Source organism: Cyanobium sp. ULC082 (genome assembly GCF_977927535.1).
This window is the reverse complement of record NZ_OZ376397.1, coordinates 206,228-221,251: the sequence shown is the minus strand read 5'-3', so window position 1 is coordinate 221,251 and position 15,024 is coordinate 206,228. Positions and strand designations below refer to the sequence as shown.

Annotated in this window: 19 protein-coding genes and 1 tRNA gene; 8 read left to right on the top strand and 12 right to left on the bottom strand. The window is 64.5% G+C overall.

The genetic code is table 11. The annotated features are described in order from the left end of the window. Positions 1 to 99: 99 nt before the first annotated feature. Entirely contained in the window at positions 100 to 342 is a 243-nt protein-coding gene (locus tag ACXMDY_RS01230) for a hypothetical protein (protein WP_259701474.1), read from the top strand. A gap of 52 nt (positions 343 to 394) precedes the next feature. Here ACXMDY_RS01230 and ACXMDY_RS01225 read toward each other — a convergent pair whose 3' ends face one another. Beyond that, positions 395 to 1,408: a sulfite exporter TauE/SafE family protein gene (locus ACXMDY_RS01225; protein WP_457767257.1), complete on the bottom strand. Its 1,014-nt coding sequence runs from the start codon at positions 1,406 to 1,408 to the stop codon at positions 395 to 397. A gap of 136 nt (positions 1,409 to 1,544) precedes the next feature. Here ACXMDY_RS01225 and ACXMDY_RS01220 point away from each other — a divergent pair, with 136 nt between their 5' ends. Then, positions 1,545 to 2,051: a DUF3122 domain-containing protein gene (locus ACXMDY_RS01220; protein WP_259701476.1), complete on the top strand. Its 507-nt coding sequence runs from the start codon at positions 1,545 to 1,547 to the stop codon at positions 2,049 to 2,051. A 32-nt stretch (positions 2,052 to 2,083) separates the two neighbouring features. On the opposite strand, the gene gorA is transcribed toward ACXMDY_RS01220, so the two are convergent. Genes gorA through ACXMDY_RS01205 form a run of 3 tightly spaced genes read right to left on the bottom strand, consistent with a single transcriptional unit; the run spans position 2,084 to position 5,148 of the window. Then, positions 2,084 to 3,445 (bottom strand): glutathione-disulfide reductase, encoded by a 1,362-nt coding sequence (gene gorA / locus ACXMDY_RS01215; RefSeq protein WP_259701477.1) that lies wholly within the window; start codon positions 3,443 to 3,445, stop codon positions 2,084 to 2,086. 21 nt (positions 3,446 to 3,466) lie between these two features. After that, positions 3,467 to 4,027 (bottom strand): rhodanese-like domain-containing protein, encoded by a 561-nt coding sequence (locus tag ACXMDY_RS01210; protein ID WP_259701478.1) that lies wholly within the window; start codon positions 4,025 to 4,027, stop codon positions 3,467 to 3,469. Continuing rightward, a complete protein-coding gene (locus ACXMDY_RS01205) occupies positions 4,024 to 5,148 on the bottom strand; it encodes a rhodanese-like domain-containing protein (RefSeq protein ID WP_259701479.1) in 1,125 nt (374 codons plus the stop codon). Before ACXMDY_RS01205 ends, ACXMDY_RS01210 begins: the two co-directional genes overlap by 4 nt. A 118-nt stretch (positions 5,149 to 5,266) precedes the next feature. On the opposite strand from ACXMDY_RS01205, the gene ACXMDY_RS01200 reads away from it, so the two are divergent. The 3 genes from ACXMDY_RS01200 to ACXMDY_RS01190 all read left to right on the top strand — a co-directional run bounded on the left by ACXMDY_RS01200 (position 5,267) and on the right by ACXMDY_RS01190 (position 6,457). Next, a complete protein-coding gene (locus ACXMDY_RS01200; RefSeq protein WP_259701480.1) occupies positions 5,267 to 5,569 on the top strand; it encodes a nucleotidyltransferase domain-containing protein in 303 nt (100 codons plus the stop codon). A 281-nt stretch (positions 5,570 to 5,850) separates the two neighbouring features. Further along, the gene (locus ACXMDY_RS01195; RefSeq protein WP_259701481.1) at positions 5,851 to 6,051 is read left to right on the top strand and encodes a hypothetical protein; all 201 of its coding nucleotides are present in this window, start codon (positions 5,851 to 5,853) and stop codon (positions 6,049 to 6,051) included. Between the two features lie 58 nt (positions 6,052 to 6,109). Next, positions 6,110 to 6,457 carry a DUF4143 domain-containing protein gene (locus tag ACXMDY_RS01190; RefSeq protein ID WP_259701482.1) on the top strand — a complete coding sequence of 116 codons (348 nt, stop codon included), beginning with the start codon at positions 6,110 to 6,112 and terminating at the stop codon, positions 6,455 to 6,457. Positions 6,458 to 6,553: 96 nt separating this feature from the next. Here the strand turns inward: ACXMDY_RS01190 and ACXMDY_RS01185 are convergent, their stop codons facing one another. Further along, on the bottom strand, positions 6,554 to 6,925 hold the full coding sequence (locus ACXMDY_RS01185; RefSeq protein WP_259701483.1) for a VOC family protein: 372 nt from the start codon (positions 6,923 to 6,925) through the stop codon (positions 6,554 to 6,556). Positions 6,926 to 7,077: 152 nt separating this feature from the next. On the opposite strand from ACXMDY_RS01185, the gene mtnA reads away from it, so the two are divergent. The 3 genes from mtnA (at position 7,078) to ACXMDY_RS01170 (ending at position 9,953) form a co-directional block, all read left to right on the top strand. Then, positions 7,078 to 8,202 (top strand): S-methyl-5-thioribose-1-phosphate isomerase, encoded by a 1,125-nt coding sequence (gene mtnA, locus ACXMDY_RS01180; protein ID WP_259701484.1) that lies wholly within the window; start codon positions 7,078 to 7,080, stop codon positions 8,200 to 8,202. A gap of 172 nt (positions 8,203 to 8,374) precedes the next feature. After that, on the top strand, positions 8,375 to 9,220 hold the full coding sequence (locus ACXMDY_RS01175) for a phytanoyl-CoA dioxygenase family protein (RefSeq protein WP_259701485.1): 846 nt from the start codon (positions 8,375 to 8,377) through the stop codon (positions 9,218 to 9,220). A gap of 160 nt (positions 9,221 to 9,380) precedes the next feature. Next, the gene (locus tag ACXMDY_RS01170; RefSeq protein WP_259701486.1) at positions 9,381 to 9,953 is read left to right on the top strand and encodes a carbonic anhydrase; all 573 of its coding nucleotides are present in this window, start codon (positions 9,381 to 9,383) and stop codon (positions 9,951 to 9,953) included. 77 nt (positions 9,954 to 10,030) lie between these two features. Here the strand turns inward: ACXMDY_RS01170 and ACXMDY_RS01165 are convergent, their stop codons facing one another. The 7 genes from ACXMDY_RS01165 to lexA all read right to left on the bottom strand — a co-directional run bounded on the left by ACXMDY_RS01165 (position 10,031) and on the right by lexA (position 14,937). Continuing rightward, positions 10,031 to 10,201, bottom strand: a complete 171-nt coding sequence (locus tag ACXMDY_RS01165) for a hypothetical protein (protein ID WP_259701487.1) — start codon at positions 10,199 to 10,201, stop codon at positions 10,031 to 10,033. 162 nt (positions 10,202 to 10,363) lie between these two features. Next, entirely contained in the window at positions 10,364 to 11,020 is a 657-nt protein-coding gene (locus ACXMDY_RS01160; RefSeq protein WP_259701488.1) for a hypothetical protein, read from the bottom strand. Between the two features lie 688 nt (positions 11,021 to 11,708). Beyond that, positions 11,709 to 12,347 carry a hypothetical protein gene (locus ACXMDY_RS01155; RefSeq protein WP_259701489.1) on the bottom strand — a complete coding sequence of 213 codons (639 nt, stop codon included), beginning with the start codon at positions 12,345 to 12,347 and terminating at the stop codon, positions 11,709 to 11,711. Between the two features lie 558 nt (positions 12,348 to 12,905). Then, positions 12,906 to 13,097 carry a hypothetical protein gene (locus ACXMDY_RS01150; RefSeq protein WP_259701490.1) on the bottom strand — a complete coding sequence of 64 codons (192 nt, stop codon included), beginning with the start codon at positions 13,095 to 13,097 and terminating at the stop codon, positions 12,906 to 12,908. Positions 13,098 to 13,459: 362 nt separating this feature from the next. Then, the gene (locus ACXMDY_RS01145; RefSeq protein ID WP_259701491.1) at positions 13,460 to 13,867 is read right to left on the bottom strand and encodes a VOC family protein; all 408 of its coding nucleotides are present in this window, start codon (positions 13,865 to 13,867) and stop codon (positions 13,460 to 13,462) included. 338 nt (positions 13,868 to 14,205) lie between these two features. Then, positions 14,206 to 14,278, bottom strand: a tRNA-Ala gene (locus tag ACXMDY_RS01140). 32 nt (positions 14,279 to 14,310) lie between these two features. Further along, positions 14,311 to 14,937, bottom strand: a complete 627-nt coding sequence (gene lexA / locus ACXMDY_RS01135; RefSeq protein WP_399243811.1) for a transcriptional repressor LexA — start codon at positions 14,935 to 14,937, stop codon at positions 14,311 to 14,313. Between the last annotated feature and the right edge of the window lie 87 nt (positions 14,938 to 15,024).

Genomic DNA, 15,024 nt, shown 5'->3' with positions numbered 1-15,024 from the left:
CAGCCACCGCTTAACCCTCCTTCAGCCCTGACCAGGCCTGGCCTGCTCCTTGGGCCGCCGCAACTGACGAATTGGAGCACTTGATGGCCTTAAGTCGTCATGGCTGACGATCTGGTTCAGTCGATTGTGGGGCTGATGGCCGTCAGCGCACCAGTCCCGGATGCCTGCATCCCTGAGCGATGCTGGTGCGGGAGTGCTTTTGATCGATCGGCTCGCCGATCACGACAACCTGGCGGTGCCGAGGGCCACACCGGCCACGATCACCAGGTGGGAGCAGCCTTCAGTTGGAGCCGCCGCCTGCGCAAGCGCATGTCGACAGCCAAAACCACCCAGCTCAGCTGAATCGCCACATCTGCGTCAGGCACGTTTCTGTAGCCGGAATTTCTGATGCCCTTCAGCTGTAGGGGCTCGTGACGGCAAGCTGCCTGCTCTCGGCGACGCCATCGGTGATCAGCAGCGCCTGAGGACCGGTCCTGGACTGCCGCCGCCAGGCCTCCCCGCCGGTGAGCAGAGCGGAGCCGATCAGCAGGGCGGCAAAGCCACGGCGCAGCTGGCGGTCGGGAAGGTGGGGCGCCAGCCGCTGGCCGATCACAGCGCCGACGAAGCCACCCAGCAGCAGCGGGAGCATCAGCGGCAGGCTGGCAGCGGGCCAGTGGCCCAGGGCGGCCATGGCCACCAGGCTGTTGATGGCGATCAGCAGCAGGCTGGTGCCGCTGGCCAGCGGCATCGGCAGACCAGCCAGGAGCACGAGGGCAGGCACGATCGCAAAGCCACCACCCACCCCGGCGATACCGGTGAGCAGGCCGATCAGCACACCTTGGCTGCCCAGAAGCAGGAGGGAACCCACCACACGCCTCGCCGCCACCTGACCGGTGGCCCTGCGCCGGGTGAGCAACCAGGCGGCCAGCAGCGCCGCCGCAGTGAACACCCCCAGCTGAACCGGTTCACTCACCTGGCCGGCCTTCACGAAGCTGCCGCCGATCCAGCTGCCCACCAGGGCCGGGACCCCGAGGATCAGGGCCGGTTTCGGGGCCACCTGGCGGCGCCGGAGGTAGGGCCCGAGATTGCCGAGGGCCATCAACGTGACCACCAGCAACGACAGGGGAACGGCCTCCCGGGTGGGCAGCGCCGCGCCACTGATCAGCAACGGCATCAGCAGGATCGAGCCGCCGGCACCGAGCACGGCGAGCAGGAAACCGATCACGGCCCCCCCGACGCCGAGCAGAACCAGAACGGAGGTGATCAAATCGACACCCTGCTCCAGACCATCCGGCCCGGGGGAGGCTGTCGCCAGCTGGAGACATCCGCCCTGGTGATGGGCAGGCGGAGCCTGAACCGGCCTGGAGAGCGGTCGGAGCTCCCTGGCCGCAGGGGATTCCGGTGAGCAACAGAGAAGGCCATCAAGCACTCGCTGACAACTATGACGCTAGCAACATAAAGGGCGCAAACGCAAGCAGGCCGCCGAGCCGATCCGAGCCCAGAAGACGAACCGCCCCACCCTGGGAATCGCGCTACTATTGATAAGTCATTATGTCGTTAAAATCATGGCATTGAACAAGCGCTTTGGGGCGCTGCTGAAGCGGGGAGTGCTCGGCGTTCTGCCGCTGTTGATGGCCGTTCTGCTGGGGGCAGCTCCAGCTCAGGCGGCGGATGGCTGGTCGCTCAAGGACCAGGCCGGCCATCGCCTCAGCGCCCAGATCTTCGAGCAGCCCTTCCCGGACTACGCCTCCGGCCTGCGCATCCGCCTCAACGCCATCGACACCCAGACAAGCCTGGATCACAGCGCCGACCTGTTGTTGAGCGATTCGATCGGCCAGGAGTGGAGCCTGCCCAACCGCAGCGAAGAGATCGTGCCAAGGGATGGCTCGGCGGTTCCGAGCGGATCAGCCCAGTTCGATCTCGATGCCCTGATGCCACGGCCCAGTGAAGCCCTGCCACTCCACCTGACGGTCACCGGCACGAAGGCGACCCTGAACTTTGATCTCAGTCCCGAGCAGGTGATGGAACTCCACGCGATGGGCTCGGTGCCGCGGCGCAGCGACCAGAGCTGAACGCCGCGGGGGTGATGCACGCCAGGCCGTTATCAGCCGGCCATGGTGACGAACTCCTCGGCCACCGAAGGGTGCAGGGCCATGGTGCGATCGAAGTCGGCCTTGGTGGCGCCCATGCCGATCGCGATGGCGGCCATCTGGATGATCTCGGCGGCATGCTCGCCCACCATGTGGACGCCGAGCACCCGGTCGGTGGCCTGCTCGACGATCAGCTTGAGCAGAACCCGGGGGCCACGGCCGGGCAACGCCTGGCTCATCGGACGGAAACGGGCCCGGTGCACCCGGATGCCGTCGGCTCCGCAGCGCTCGATCGCCTGCTCCTCACTGAGGCCGACGCCCGAAAGCTCCGGCTGGGAGAACACGGCGCTCGCCACCAGAGCGTGATCCACCCGGCGCGGCCTGCCGCCGTACACCGTGTCCGCGAACGCCCGTCCCTCATCCACCGCCACAGGGGTGAGGCAGATCCTGTCGGTCACGTCTCCCACCGCGAAGACATGGGGGAGGTTGGTGGTCTGATCGGCATCGACCGGGATGCGATGGCCAGCCGTGGCGATCCCGGCGGCTTCAAGGTTCAGTCCCTGCAGGAAGGGGCGGCGGCCCGTGGCCAGCAGCACACCACCGCAGGCGATGGTCTCACCGCTCTGGGTGGTGATGACCCGCTCGCCGGAGGCGGTGGCGGTGATGGCTGCCGGACTGTGGCAGAAGCGAAGGTCGATTCCAGCCGCCGCCATCGCCTCCTCGACCGCCTTGCCGGCTTCCCGGTCGAACCCGCGCAGCAGGTGATCACCGCGCACCAGCTGGACCACCCTCACCCCCAGGCCGTTGAGGATGCAGGCGAACTCGCAGGCAATGAAGCCGGCACCCACCACCACCACGGTGGCTGGGAGTGATTCCAGCAGGAACATGTCGTCGGACACCCAGCCCAGTTCGCTGCCGGGGATGGCGGGACGATGGGGGCGACCGCCGACGGCGATCAGGATGCGCTCGGCGGTGAGCTGGCGCGACCCGCCACCGGAGAGGGTCACCTCGATGGCACTGGGTCCGCAGAAGCGCCCCCAGCCGCTCACCAGCTCAACGCCCGCCGTCTCCAGAAAGCCGATGTGCAGGGTGTTGAGCCGATCCACCTCGGCGCGGACATGGGCGAGCAGGATGGCCGGATCGGGGCGGCTGGAGCCCAGCTGCCAGCCATAGCTGGCTGCATCGGCCAGCAGGTGGCGATAGGCCGAGCCGTAGACCAGCAGCTTCTTGGGGACGCAGCCGCGAATCACGCAGGTGCCTCCCACCCGGTCTCCCTCCACGATGGCGACGCGGGCGCCGTGGGAGGCGGCCCGCTTGGCGGCTGCCAGGCCGCCGGAGCCGGCACCGAGCACGATCAGATCGAAGGGTTCGCTCATGGGGCAGCCGAAGGAGACAGGTCAGACCTTCCTAGGTTCCTGCAGGGAGGAGGAGGCATCGATCCGGTTCCAGGGCATCGCGGCCAGCAGCCGGGCCATGCCGCAGAAGCCGCTGATTCCCGCGAAGGTGAGGCCGGCGCCCACGAACCCACTCAGCCAGATCCAGCCTGGGGCCACGGTCTGGCTGAGGATCACCCCCAGCAGCACCAGGCTGCCGGCGGCGATCTGCACCTGGCGCATCAGCGGCAGGGGGGCGCCCCTGAGTTTGCGGACTGGAAAACCGGCCTGCTGCCAGGCGGGCACGCCACCGATCAGGTCGGCCACGGGTTGGGAATGCCCCTCACGCAGCAGCTGGCCGATCGCCTTGGTGCTGCGGTTGCCGCTCTGGCAGACCAGCACCAGCGGGCCCCGCGGCAGATCGGCCTGGGTGATGCGCGCCAGTGGCACATTGAGGCTGCCGCTGATGTGGCCGGAGGCATATTCGATCGGTTCGCGCACATCGATCACGGTGACGCCTCGTGCTGCCAGCTGGTCGGCGAGGTCGTGGGCACTGATGCGGGTTGGAGTTGCCGTGGTGGTCATGGCTGAGAGGGGGTGTGGGAAAGCGGGAAACCCTCGGCCGCCCAGCGGCTGAGGCCACCGTGGAGGTTGGCCACCTGCTGCCGGCCGGCCTTGAGCAGTTGCTGGGTGGCCAGCGCTGAGCGGCTGCCGGAGTGGCAGACCACCACCAGCGGGCGATCGACTGGGATTTCGCCGAAGCGGCCTTCCAGCTCCGGCAGGGGGATCAGCAGGCTGCCGGCCACCCGGCCGTCCGGCCCGTTGAATTCCTCGGTGGAGCGCACATCGAGCACGGTGAGATCGCTCTGATGGGCGACCACCCAGGCGGGGTTGAGTTCCGGCAGGCCGGCATAGCTGCGGGCCACCGGCGCCCAGGCGGGCGCGGCTGCCGCCTGGCGGGGCTTGCCGGAGCGCATGTTGCCGGGCAAGGCTTCGGCGATCCTGTGGGGATGGGGGAGCTTCATGGCCTCCATGTGCCCCACGAAATCCCGCTCGGTGGCGTTGCCGCCCAGCCTGGCGTTGAAGGCTTTCTCTTCTGCCACCGAGGTGACGCTGCGGCCGGTGTAGTCGTGGCCGGGATAGAGCAGGCAGGTGTCGGGCAGGCTGAGGATCTGCCCGGTGATCGAGGCCCAGAGGGTGTGGGCATTGCCCTGCTGGAAATCGCAGCGGCCGCATCCGCGAACCAGCAGGGCATCACCGGTGAAGGCCAGGGCGTGGTCGTCGAGCACGAAGCTGAGGCAGCCATTGGTGTGGCCCGGGGTGGCGCGCACCTCCAGGTACCGCCCGCCGAAGGCGATCTGATCGCCATGGCTCAGCTGGCGGCTGACGTTGTCGGCACCGGCGGCGGCGGCCAGGCCGATGGCACAGCCAGTGGCCTCGTGCAGCAGCCAGCTCCCGGTCACGTGGTCGGCATGGGCGTGGGTGTCGATCGAGGCCACCAGATCGAGGCCCAGCTCGCGGATCAGGGAGAGATCACGGCCGTGCTGCTCGAACACGGAATCGATGATCACCCCCTGGCGGCTGGGCACATCGGCCAGCAGGTAGGTGAAGGTGCCGGTGTCGGCATCGAAGAGCTGGCGGAACAGCAGCGGCGCGCCGCCGGCGGCGGCGGCCAGGGAGAACAAGGGCGCAGCAGCGACGGCCATGGACAGGATCATTCACCAACTGCTATGAGCATAGCCGCATTAAGCGCATCAAAGCCAATGGCTGGCTGTTGCGCGGCGAAGCTCCCCGCCAGGCACTGGCGCGTTTGAAGGAAACGGATTGCCCATCGCCGCCGTGGCCAGGATCCAGGCCACCCTCGCCACCTTTCCGTCCATCGAGCAGGCCACCCTCGATGGCTCAAGAGCCCTCGGGCGCCACCGTCCCTGCTCCGGCATCGACCTCACCCTCTCCGGCATCGGCCTCGATCACCGCACCCTTGCCCGCCTCGATAACGCCCTCGACGATCTGCTGCTGCCCTGGCGCTTCGACCTCTCGCTGCTGGCCGCGCTCCAATCCCCCGAGCTGATCGATCACAGCCAACGGGTGGGGGTGGTGTTCTACCGGCGTGGGGATCGGCCCTGAGCAACCTGAAGGGGTCGTAGGCGATGCTCGGTTTTTCCTGCATCAGAAAGTCCGGTTTATCTGCATCAGAAGCTCCGTCTTTCCTGCATTAGGAGACCGGTACCTGCTGCATTGGCTGCCGCCCCACGGCCTCCGGCTACCGTCCCCGCATCGCCGATGCCGAGTTGCGCGCCTGACTGGGCTCCGCTGGCGCGGTGGGGATCGAGGGCCCCTAGCCGCAGGCTGTGAAGCAGTGAGCCTGCGGCAAAACCCGCCTGGCCCAGCAGCTCGCTGCCTCCACGGTGCTGCTGGATGTGGACACCGCCGCCCGCCAGGCGCTGGCGGTGGATCCGGCTCTGGTGCTGGCGGGGCCTCGGCCGCGCCTGCTGGATGAGTGGCAGGTGGAGCCGGCGCTCTGGAACCAGGTGCGGCGGTTCCGGCCGATGACGCCGACCGTCACAACGGAGCGGGGCGCTTTTCATTTCTGCGGCTGCGGCCGATGAGCCTCGTTGAAAGTGGCGCCGGTGAGCTGTACCGATCCGGGGTTGGCGGTGGCGCTCGATGGCGAAGTTCCACTACCGCGATGACTACGGGGTCGAGGTGGACGCGATCGTGCAGCTGCGCGATGGCCGCTGGGGTGCCATCGAGATCAAGCTCGGCCCGGGCCAGGTGGAGGCCGCCTTTCTGGCGGTGGTGTGCGGCAGCGGCTATGGCTACCGGCGGGCGGATGGCATCGCGGTGGATGAACTGCTGCTGGGCTCCATCGCGGCCGAGATCCAGGCGGAGATCCCCGGCGCCGAGGTGCGTCTGGTTGGCGTGCCATTCGCGCTTCGAAGAGACGGATGCCCTGGGCTGGAAGCTGGCCCATCACCGCCTGCCGATCGAGCTGTTGCTCTGCTCCGCCAGTGAGGTGGAGGAGCGGCGCCATGGGCGGAGCAATGTGATCGCCGATGCTGTTGCCGATCCTGGCCAGCCCCAGGTGATCGGCCTGTTGTTCACGGGATTTCAGCCCAAGGAGTGCAGGCCGATCGGGTTGCCCTCGGTGTCGATCACAACCGAGATGAAGCCGAACTGACCGATCGCCATCTTGGGGCGGCAGACCTGGCCGCCGGCGGGAACGACACGGCCTTCCTCCACGGCGCAATCCTCACAGCTGAAATACACCATCGTGCCGCCTTGGCCCGGTTCACAGCCCGCCATCTGCATCAGTGCGCCACCGGCCCCCACCCGGCTGTCATCCATCGGGAAGCACCAGTAGGCCATCTCCGGACTTGACATGTCCTCGAACTCCACCTCGAACACGGCTGCATAGAACGCCTTGGCGCGCTCCATGTCGGACACGTTCAGCTCGAACCAGGTGACCGGGTTGGGTGCCATGGCCGGGGCGGCAGTGGGGCAGTTCGGATTGTATCTTCGGCCGCTGATCAGTCTTGCCGGCCGGTGTTCTGGCCTACCTCCCAGCGCCCACCGGGCAGCAGGAGCGGCTGGGCGGAAGAATGAAGCCGATGCCCGCACCCCCCGCTTTCCCCATGAACATCGACGGCAGACCCTGGCGCACGATCTGGTTGGAGGAGGGGGGGCGCTCAGTCGGTGTGATCGATCAGACCCTGCTGCCGCACCGCTTCGAAACCCGCTCGCTCGCCACACTCGATCAGGCGGCGACAGCGATCGCCACCATGGTGGTGCGGGGGGCGCCGCTGATCGGTGTCACCGGGGCCTACGGGCTGATGCTTACCCTGCAGCACGATCCCAGCGATGCGGCGTTGGCGGCTGCCTTCGAGCAGCTCAACGCCACCCGGCCCACGGCGATCAACCTGCGCTGGGCGCTGGAGCGGGTGCGGGCGCGCGTGCTGCCGCTGCCGGTAGAGCTGCGGGCCGAAGCCGCCCGGGTGGAAGCCGCCGCAATCGCCGAGCAAGACGTGCAGATGTGCGAGGCGATCGGTGACCACGGCCTGGCGCTGCTGCGCGCCATCGCCACGGCACGGCCGAGCGAGCGGCAGCAGGAGCCCCTCAATGTGCTCACCCACTGCAATGCCGGCTGGCTGGCCACCGTCGACTGGGGCACGGCCCTGGCGCCGATCTACAAGGCGCACCGCAGCGGGATGCCGATCCACGTGTGGGTGGATGAAACCCGCCCCCGCAACCAGGGCGCCAGCCTCACCGCCTTTGAGCTGGGGCGGGAAGGGGTGCCCCACACCGTGATCGTCGACAACGCCGGCGGCCACCTGATGCAGCACGGCGAGGTAGATGCGGTGATCGTGGGCACCGATCGCACCACCCGCAGCGGCGATGTGTGCAACAAGATCGGCACCTATCTCAAGGCCCTCGCCGCCCATGACAACGGCGTGCCCTTCTATGTGGCCCTGCCGTCCTCCACGATCGACTGGACAATCGACGACGGGATCGCCCTGATCCCGATCGAGGCGCGCTCAGCCGAGGAGGTGACCCACATCAGCGGCAAGCCGGCGGGGAGCTCCGCAGACCCTGCCGCCGCCCAATCCGCCGCCACCACGGTGCAACTCACCCCCGATGGCAGCGCCGGCTTCAACCCCGCCTTTGACGTGACCCCCGCCCGGCTGGTCACGGCCCTGATCACCGAGCGGGGGGTGGCACCGGCGAGTGAGGCGGGCCTCAGAGCCCTGTACGGAGAGTGACGCGACCGGATTCGATGACGGTGGCCTGGGCAGCAGCAATGGCAGGCCCGGAAGCAGCGAGTTGGTGAGTTCCAGCCGCCGGAGAAGAGCGGTCATGGCTTGCGGCAGGGCTGGGGAAGGGGAAAGGCAAGAATGCAGCGGTGCAAACGGAACTGACGCTGCTTCCTACACCATGTCATTCCGTCTGAAATGCCCAAGCCCTGGTTCATCCGCTCCAGCTGATGTTCAGCAGCTGCCCTTTGCAGAGGAATGCTGCCGCCTGCTTGGTCTCAACGGATTTGTGGTTCTGGATGGAGTGTTACCAGTCTCGATGATCCACCGCCTGGAAAGCTCGTTTTTGGAGAGCTTCTCGCAGGATTGTTCTCCCGAAGCATTCCTTCTCAGGGAAGATGTGTTCCAAGTTGGCAACCTCAGATGGATGGTTACCCTGCCAATGGCGGGGCCCTTTGCAGCCACGTGCGTGTACGCCAATCAATGGATATATCCGCTCGCCAGAAAAGCTCTTGGGGATTGCATGGTCATCGATTCATTCGGCCTTGTGCTTTCGTTTCCCGGCTCAAAACAGCAGCATCTGCACAGGGATTCCACACGGCTCTTCAAAAGTGGACTTGACGCTTTCCTCCCTGCTCACGCCCTTACGGTCGCCATTCCACTGGTCTCGATGGACGAAGAGCACGGATCAACGGCTTTCTATCCGCAAAGCCATCGCCAGCTGGATTCAGCGACAGATGAGGGCAGTCCGTATGTGCCTGATGTGCCGGTGGGCTCCTGCCTGGTCTGGGATTTCAGAACGCGCCATGGCGGCACACCAAATCGCTCCACCAGGGTGCGTCCACTTCTGACGTTCACATATGCAAGGGAATGGTGGTACGACATTGACAATTACAAAGACGGCAAGCAATCCAAGATCCTGATCTCGGATCAGGATCGGGGGCGAGTGCCTGAGGAGCACAGGCATCTGTTCGCTCGCCTGATGGGTCGCCATTCCTCAGCCGGCGACCATCTCCCCCCTGGTTGAGCCTGTGGTTGGCCTGCTGGGCGGGTACCAGGAAGCGGGATCAATCAACAGGGCGGGCGGCTGCGTTCAACACCGTTGGTCGCAGCCAGGAGCGGTAGGTTCGCCGAGAAGCCCTCACCATTGGGTCAGCAGGATCGGCCATGCCTGGGATCGGTTGTTCATGAATCCCAACCACGCCCTCGAGCGGCTCAAGGCGGGCAATCATCGCTACGTGAGCGGTGATGCCTCCCACCACCATCAATCAAGCAGCCGGATGCGGGTGATTGCCGCAGGCCAGCACCCGTTCGCGATCATCCTCGGTTGCGCCGATTCGCGGGTGCCACCCGAGATCATCTTTGATCAGGGCCTCGGTGACCTCTTCGTGATCCGGGTGGCGGGCAACATCCTTGATGATGCGATTCTTGGCAGCATCGAATATGCGGCAGAGGAATTCGGCACCTCCCTGGTGGTGGTGCTGGGCCATGAGCGCTGTGGCGCCGTGGCCGCCACCCTCAAACACGCCGAGATCCCCGGCCACGTGAGCACCCTGCTCAGGGCGATCCAGCCAGCCGTTGATCGGGCCAGGGATCAACCGGGAGATCTGCTCGACAATGCCGTTCGCGCCAACATTGAACTGGTGGTGGAACAACTGAAAAGCGCGGCGCCTGTGGCCGAAAGGCTTGCAACCGAACAGCTGAAGATCGTTGGAGGCTTCTACAACCTCGATTGCGGAACCGTGTTGATCGGGGAGTGATGGGAGCCTGCTTCAGCGGCATGGCCCAGAAAGGGTGAAGGAAGAATCCGGCCCGAACCTCGGCGACTGGAACCGATTCAGAAGAATGGGGGCAGAGGGAATTGAATCACCGCTAATTGCATGCCATTGATATTATTGTTCTCCAAGATCCCTTGCAGCGCAGAATCCGATGCAGGGTTGCCATGGCATTCCTCTGGATCTGTACCGCTCACCAGTCCAAACAACAACGATGCCAGTTTGCGCAACATGTGGGTCGCATCACATCACTGGATCAATTCATGCAGGAATCCTGAGGAATCTCGGCCCAGCCTGGTCATCAGAGTTTGCGGCACCTGCACCAAGACGGACCACAGGAAATCACAGCTGGGATTCCCGATGCTGTGCAGTTGGTTATACAGTGTTCAGAATACTCAGCTGATCTGCGCGCGTTTAGAGGCAGCGATCCGTTGGCGTAGGCGACGACTCCAACCCATTGCCGCTGCTGCACCGAGCAGGGGCAATGGACCGGGCACGGGCGCCACCACAAGGTTGATCTGGCCGGCCTCCCCACTGATCCCATTCACCTGCCAGGTGCCGATCAAACCAGGGGTAGTGAAGCCAAGGCTTGCCAGGGTTCTGTTATTGAATGTTGCTGTTGAATTGATTGAACCGGCGTTGGCTGGGTCAATTGCAAAAGTAGAACTCGTAGGATTCGAGTTCAAAACAGTGGACACGCCAGTAACGCTGGAACCAGGGAAAAAACTTGTGACAAAAGGAATGCCTGCTGGTCCAGTCAAGGTGAAGCCCGGCAAGAAAACTCCGGAGGGGGGGACGGGCCCTGTGCAAAGAGTATTTTCACTCACAAGGCCAGTAGATGTACATCTAAAAGAAACTGAAGATGCAGGGAGCTGGAGCGACCCACTCGCTTCAAGCACCACATTGAAGCCGGATTCAAAGAGGGTGTAGGTGAGAAGTGCCTCGGCCCGGCCTGGGCTGAGCAACAAGGCTGCTGGAACAGCCAGCAGAGCAGCCAGCTGGTGATGCCACTTTGAAAAAATCACATTTAAATACCAGTGTTCAAAAATCATTCCTTGTTCTTTGCAAGTTTGTCAAGCCCCTGTCTTCGACTGATCGGTGGGGTTTGTCGATCATGGGATCGCCGGAGGGCAAACCTGGTCCTGCTCACGCTGGCGATACACCGTTGACTGTCGGCCATGCCCTGCTGGCAAGAGTTTGCCGAGTCCAAAGCGTGCATGGGAGATTCATCGCACGCGCACCAGGTGTCAGCCGAACCAATGCTGCAGAGCGGGGCAGTGCTGAGCAGGCCTGTGTGGAGAGCGGCTGGCTGAGTGGAACCAATTACAGGAGCGAGCCTCGATTCATTTGGCTGCCGGGGTGGATGCGAAATGGGCGAATGGATTTGCTTGAAGGCTGATGCCCGAGAAGGACTGGTGGCGGAACAGGGTTCAGTGCTGCTGGGGGACCAGCTGGGGGTCGGCGGCGCAATCGAACACCATGCGGCGTAGCTCGGCCACCGGATCAAGCTGCTCAGGGGAAGCCCGCAGATGCTGTTCCAGGTTCTCTCAGCGGCCCGAAATGCTGTGGAACTGGTACAGGCTGAGCCAGACAAGCCTGGCCGGGCCTCAGCTGAGCCTCAGGCCTTGCGGCTGACAGCAAAGGCGGCGGCGCCGCCGAGCACCGGGAGAGGCCCTGGATACAGATGCAGGGCTTTGGTTGACGGTCAGCTGGCGAAACAGCTGAAATCAGCAAGTTGGATCAGCCCAACTGGGTGGTTTTGGCTGTTGAAATGCGTTTGCGGAGGCGGCGGCTCCAACCAAAAGCGGCGGCGGCGCCAAACAGGGGCAGAGGGCCGGGCACCGCAGCTGGAGGCCCGACGATCACCTCGATCTCGCCGGCATCTCCTTCAATCCCTTTGAGCTGCCAAGTGCCTCTTGACCCAGGGGTCGTTGGGCTGAGGCCCAAAGAGGCGAGAGTTTGTCCAAGGAAAGTGGCAGAAGAGACAATGGGGTCTCCATTCACATATGTTGAATCGAGTCCAAAAAGTTGAGCGCTGGCATTAATGGCCGTGGGTGTACCGCTACTAGAAGTTACGCTAAAAGAGCTATTTGAGCCGCCGAAAGTTATTGGACCTGCAATGTTGTAAATTGATTGCGCATTAGCGAAATTGGTACAAATGACTCCATCGCCAGCCGAGAAAGTATCAATAGGGGCACAATTGCCAAAGCTGACTAGTTGCGGAAGCGTCAGTGAACCATTTGCCTGGATGACAACGTCGGAGCCAGATTCAAAAATGTTGAATGTCAGCTTGGCATCAGCTTTTCCTGGCGTGAGCAAAAGGGCTGCAGAAACCGCAACTAGGGGTGCAATAGGTTTTAGATATCGTTGGAGTTTCATAAAAAATACTTAGTAAATTTTTCAAAACCATTACATGGTCTTGTCCGGCTGTCAAGGCCCTCCCCTTGGGTCGGCTGGTACGGCTCCAGCAAGCCGGTGCCATGGCTGATCAAGGGACTCACTACCGGCTCCTGCAGGTTGGCGAGCACGGCTCCTCTCGGGTCCTGCCTGAGGCGGCCTTGGCGCAGCAAGAGAAGGGGTCGCTTCCGGCCTTCCTGTCCCTGGGAATCGCGCAGAGACAAAGAACTCTTCCGAGCCAATAGTTCAACGAGCTGACCCGGTCGCTGACTAGGTCTGACCGCACCGGCAGCTCCACCCACTCGCGCCTGCTCGGGGTTTCGCTGCCGCTGCCCGTTGCGCTGGCTGGCGGTTCGATGCCCCTGACCCCCACGGCGGTGTGCCGAGCGGGGTGTTGTTGGCCAGTTGTTGGCCGGGGGTCTTGCTGAACAGCGATCCGCTGGTGGCGTCGTGGTTCTGGCTTGCCCAACCCCCGATTCTCCCTACGCCTTGCTGCGGGGTGGGGGTGCGTTCTACGCCCTCACCACGATGCGCCACCTCTCAGCACGTGATCGCCTTGTGCATCAATTCCTTCCCCTGGCCGATGCCCTGGCCGCACGCTTCTCCCGTCGCTACCACGATCTGCTCGAACTCGCAGATGCCCAGGGCATCGCCCGCCTGGAGCTGGTCAAGGCCTGCGGCCGCATCAAGGACCCCGGCACCGCACCGGCGTACCTCAAGCGCTGCATCCAAGGGGCCTTGGCCCACTGGCTTCGTGACCGGGCCTTGCTGGTCAGGCTGCCCAAGACAGCCCGGGGGCTGGTTCCCTGGAAGCACCAAGACCCACAGGGAATCAACTCTGCAGCTGCTCTGGCCGGTGACATCGATGAACCAGATGCGGGCCTGCTGGCCCTGGGCGAGCACCTCACGCTCAACTGCAAGGGTTGGACCAACGACATGACACGTCAGCGGAGCTGGTGCCCGGAGCTGGCCCCCAGCAGCAGCAACGGCAACCGACCGCTGATGCTGCTGGCGGTGCCTGCGCTTGGAGCCGCACAATCTGGTCTGGTTTTCGTGTCGCCGGAGCACCAATTCCGGATGTTGCTTGACAGCTTTCAGAGCCGCTGGTGCAGTTCGATCACGTTGCGGTCGGGATCCCGCAGGAACAGGCCTTGGGCCTTGCCACCGAAGTCCACCGGCCCGGCGCTCGGCTCCAGGCCCAGGGCCCGCAGTTCCTTGATCGCGGTGTCGAGGTCGTTGCAGAGCAGGGCGAAGTGGGTGATACCCGCGGGCTTCTCCGGGCCGTCCATCAGAACGTTGGTTTCAGCGGCCGTGGGGGCATTGAGGATCAGATTGATTTCCACGCCACTGGGGTGGCTGAGGATCGCGACCGGCTCCGGCCCGATCGGCCCGGCCACAAACTGGAAGCCGAGCCTGGCGTAGAACGCCGCTGATCGCTCCATGTCGTGAACGCGGATGCCGATGTGGGCCAGGCCGCCGATGCCGGAGAGCGTCTGTGCCATGCGGGCGTCTGCTCGGAGTGAAGGCATGCATCCTGCCGCCACACCGCTCCACCTGATCAATGTTCGGGAAGGCGCCTGGGGAGATCCTTGCAAGCCTCGAAAACCTCTCGCTTGCCTTCCCACCCTGGGTTGAGCAGTCCTTGTAGAGCCAGTTTCTGGATCAGCCGGAACTCTCCGGTTGTCAGACTTTCCGCTGCTGGGTCGGGGCCGCCGCTGGGTTGAGGCGTGGTCCACGGCAGCGCAGAAGGGAGCGCAGGAATGCCCGAGCAGGACATTTCATGCCGCACAAGGTTTCGAGTGTGAACCCGAAACCACTGGCAACGACTGCCTTTCTTGAATGGAGCCAAGCGGATTCGAACCGCTGACCCCCTGCATGCCATGCAGGTGCTCTACCAGCTGAGCTATGGCCCCTTCACTCGCCAACATACATGCCGGCGTGCAGCTCAGACCTGGCGCCAGACCGCCACCAGCCGGCCCTGCACCGACACCTGATCGGCCTCCACCAGGATGGGCGCATAGGCGGGATTGGCGGCCTCCAGCCGCACCTGGGAGCCCTGGCGATGGAAGTGCTTGAGGGTGGTGCCGCTGCCTTCCACCAGGGCGGCCACGATCGTGCCGGGCTTCAGCCGGCTCGGCTCCGGCACCGGCTGCATCAGCACCACATCGCCGTCGTCGATGTGGGCATCCACCATGCTGTCGCCGTTGACGGTGAGGGCGAACAGGCCCCGGGTGTCGAGCAGCGGCTTCAGATCGAGCCGCTCCTGGATGTCGTCGTAGGGCTCCACCAGGCCGCCGGCCGCCACGGCTCCGAGCACCGGGATGCCCTGGAGCTGGCCGCCGAGCAATTGCAGGGTGCGGGCCTGACCCTCCTGCCAGGTGATCCAGCCCTTCTGCTGGAGGTGGCGGAGCCGGCTCTGGATCGGTGCCGGCGAGCGCAGCCCCATCGCCTCCATCATCTGGCGGATCGAGGGGCTGTGGCGGTGGCTGCCGATGTAACCGGTCAACCAGTCGTAGAGCTCCTGCTGGGCGGGTGTGAGGATGGTGTGGGGCTCAGGGGCCTGAGCATTCAGAGAGATCACCGTCTGGGTTCAGGCGCCGTCAGTACATTTGTGCCATTGATCGACTGATTTGTCCAGCCCCGCTCCAGCCCCGCCGGC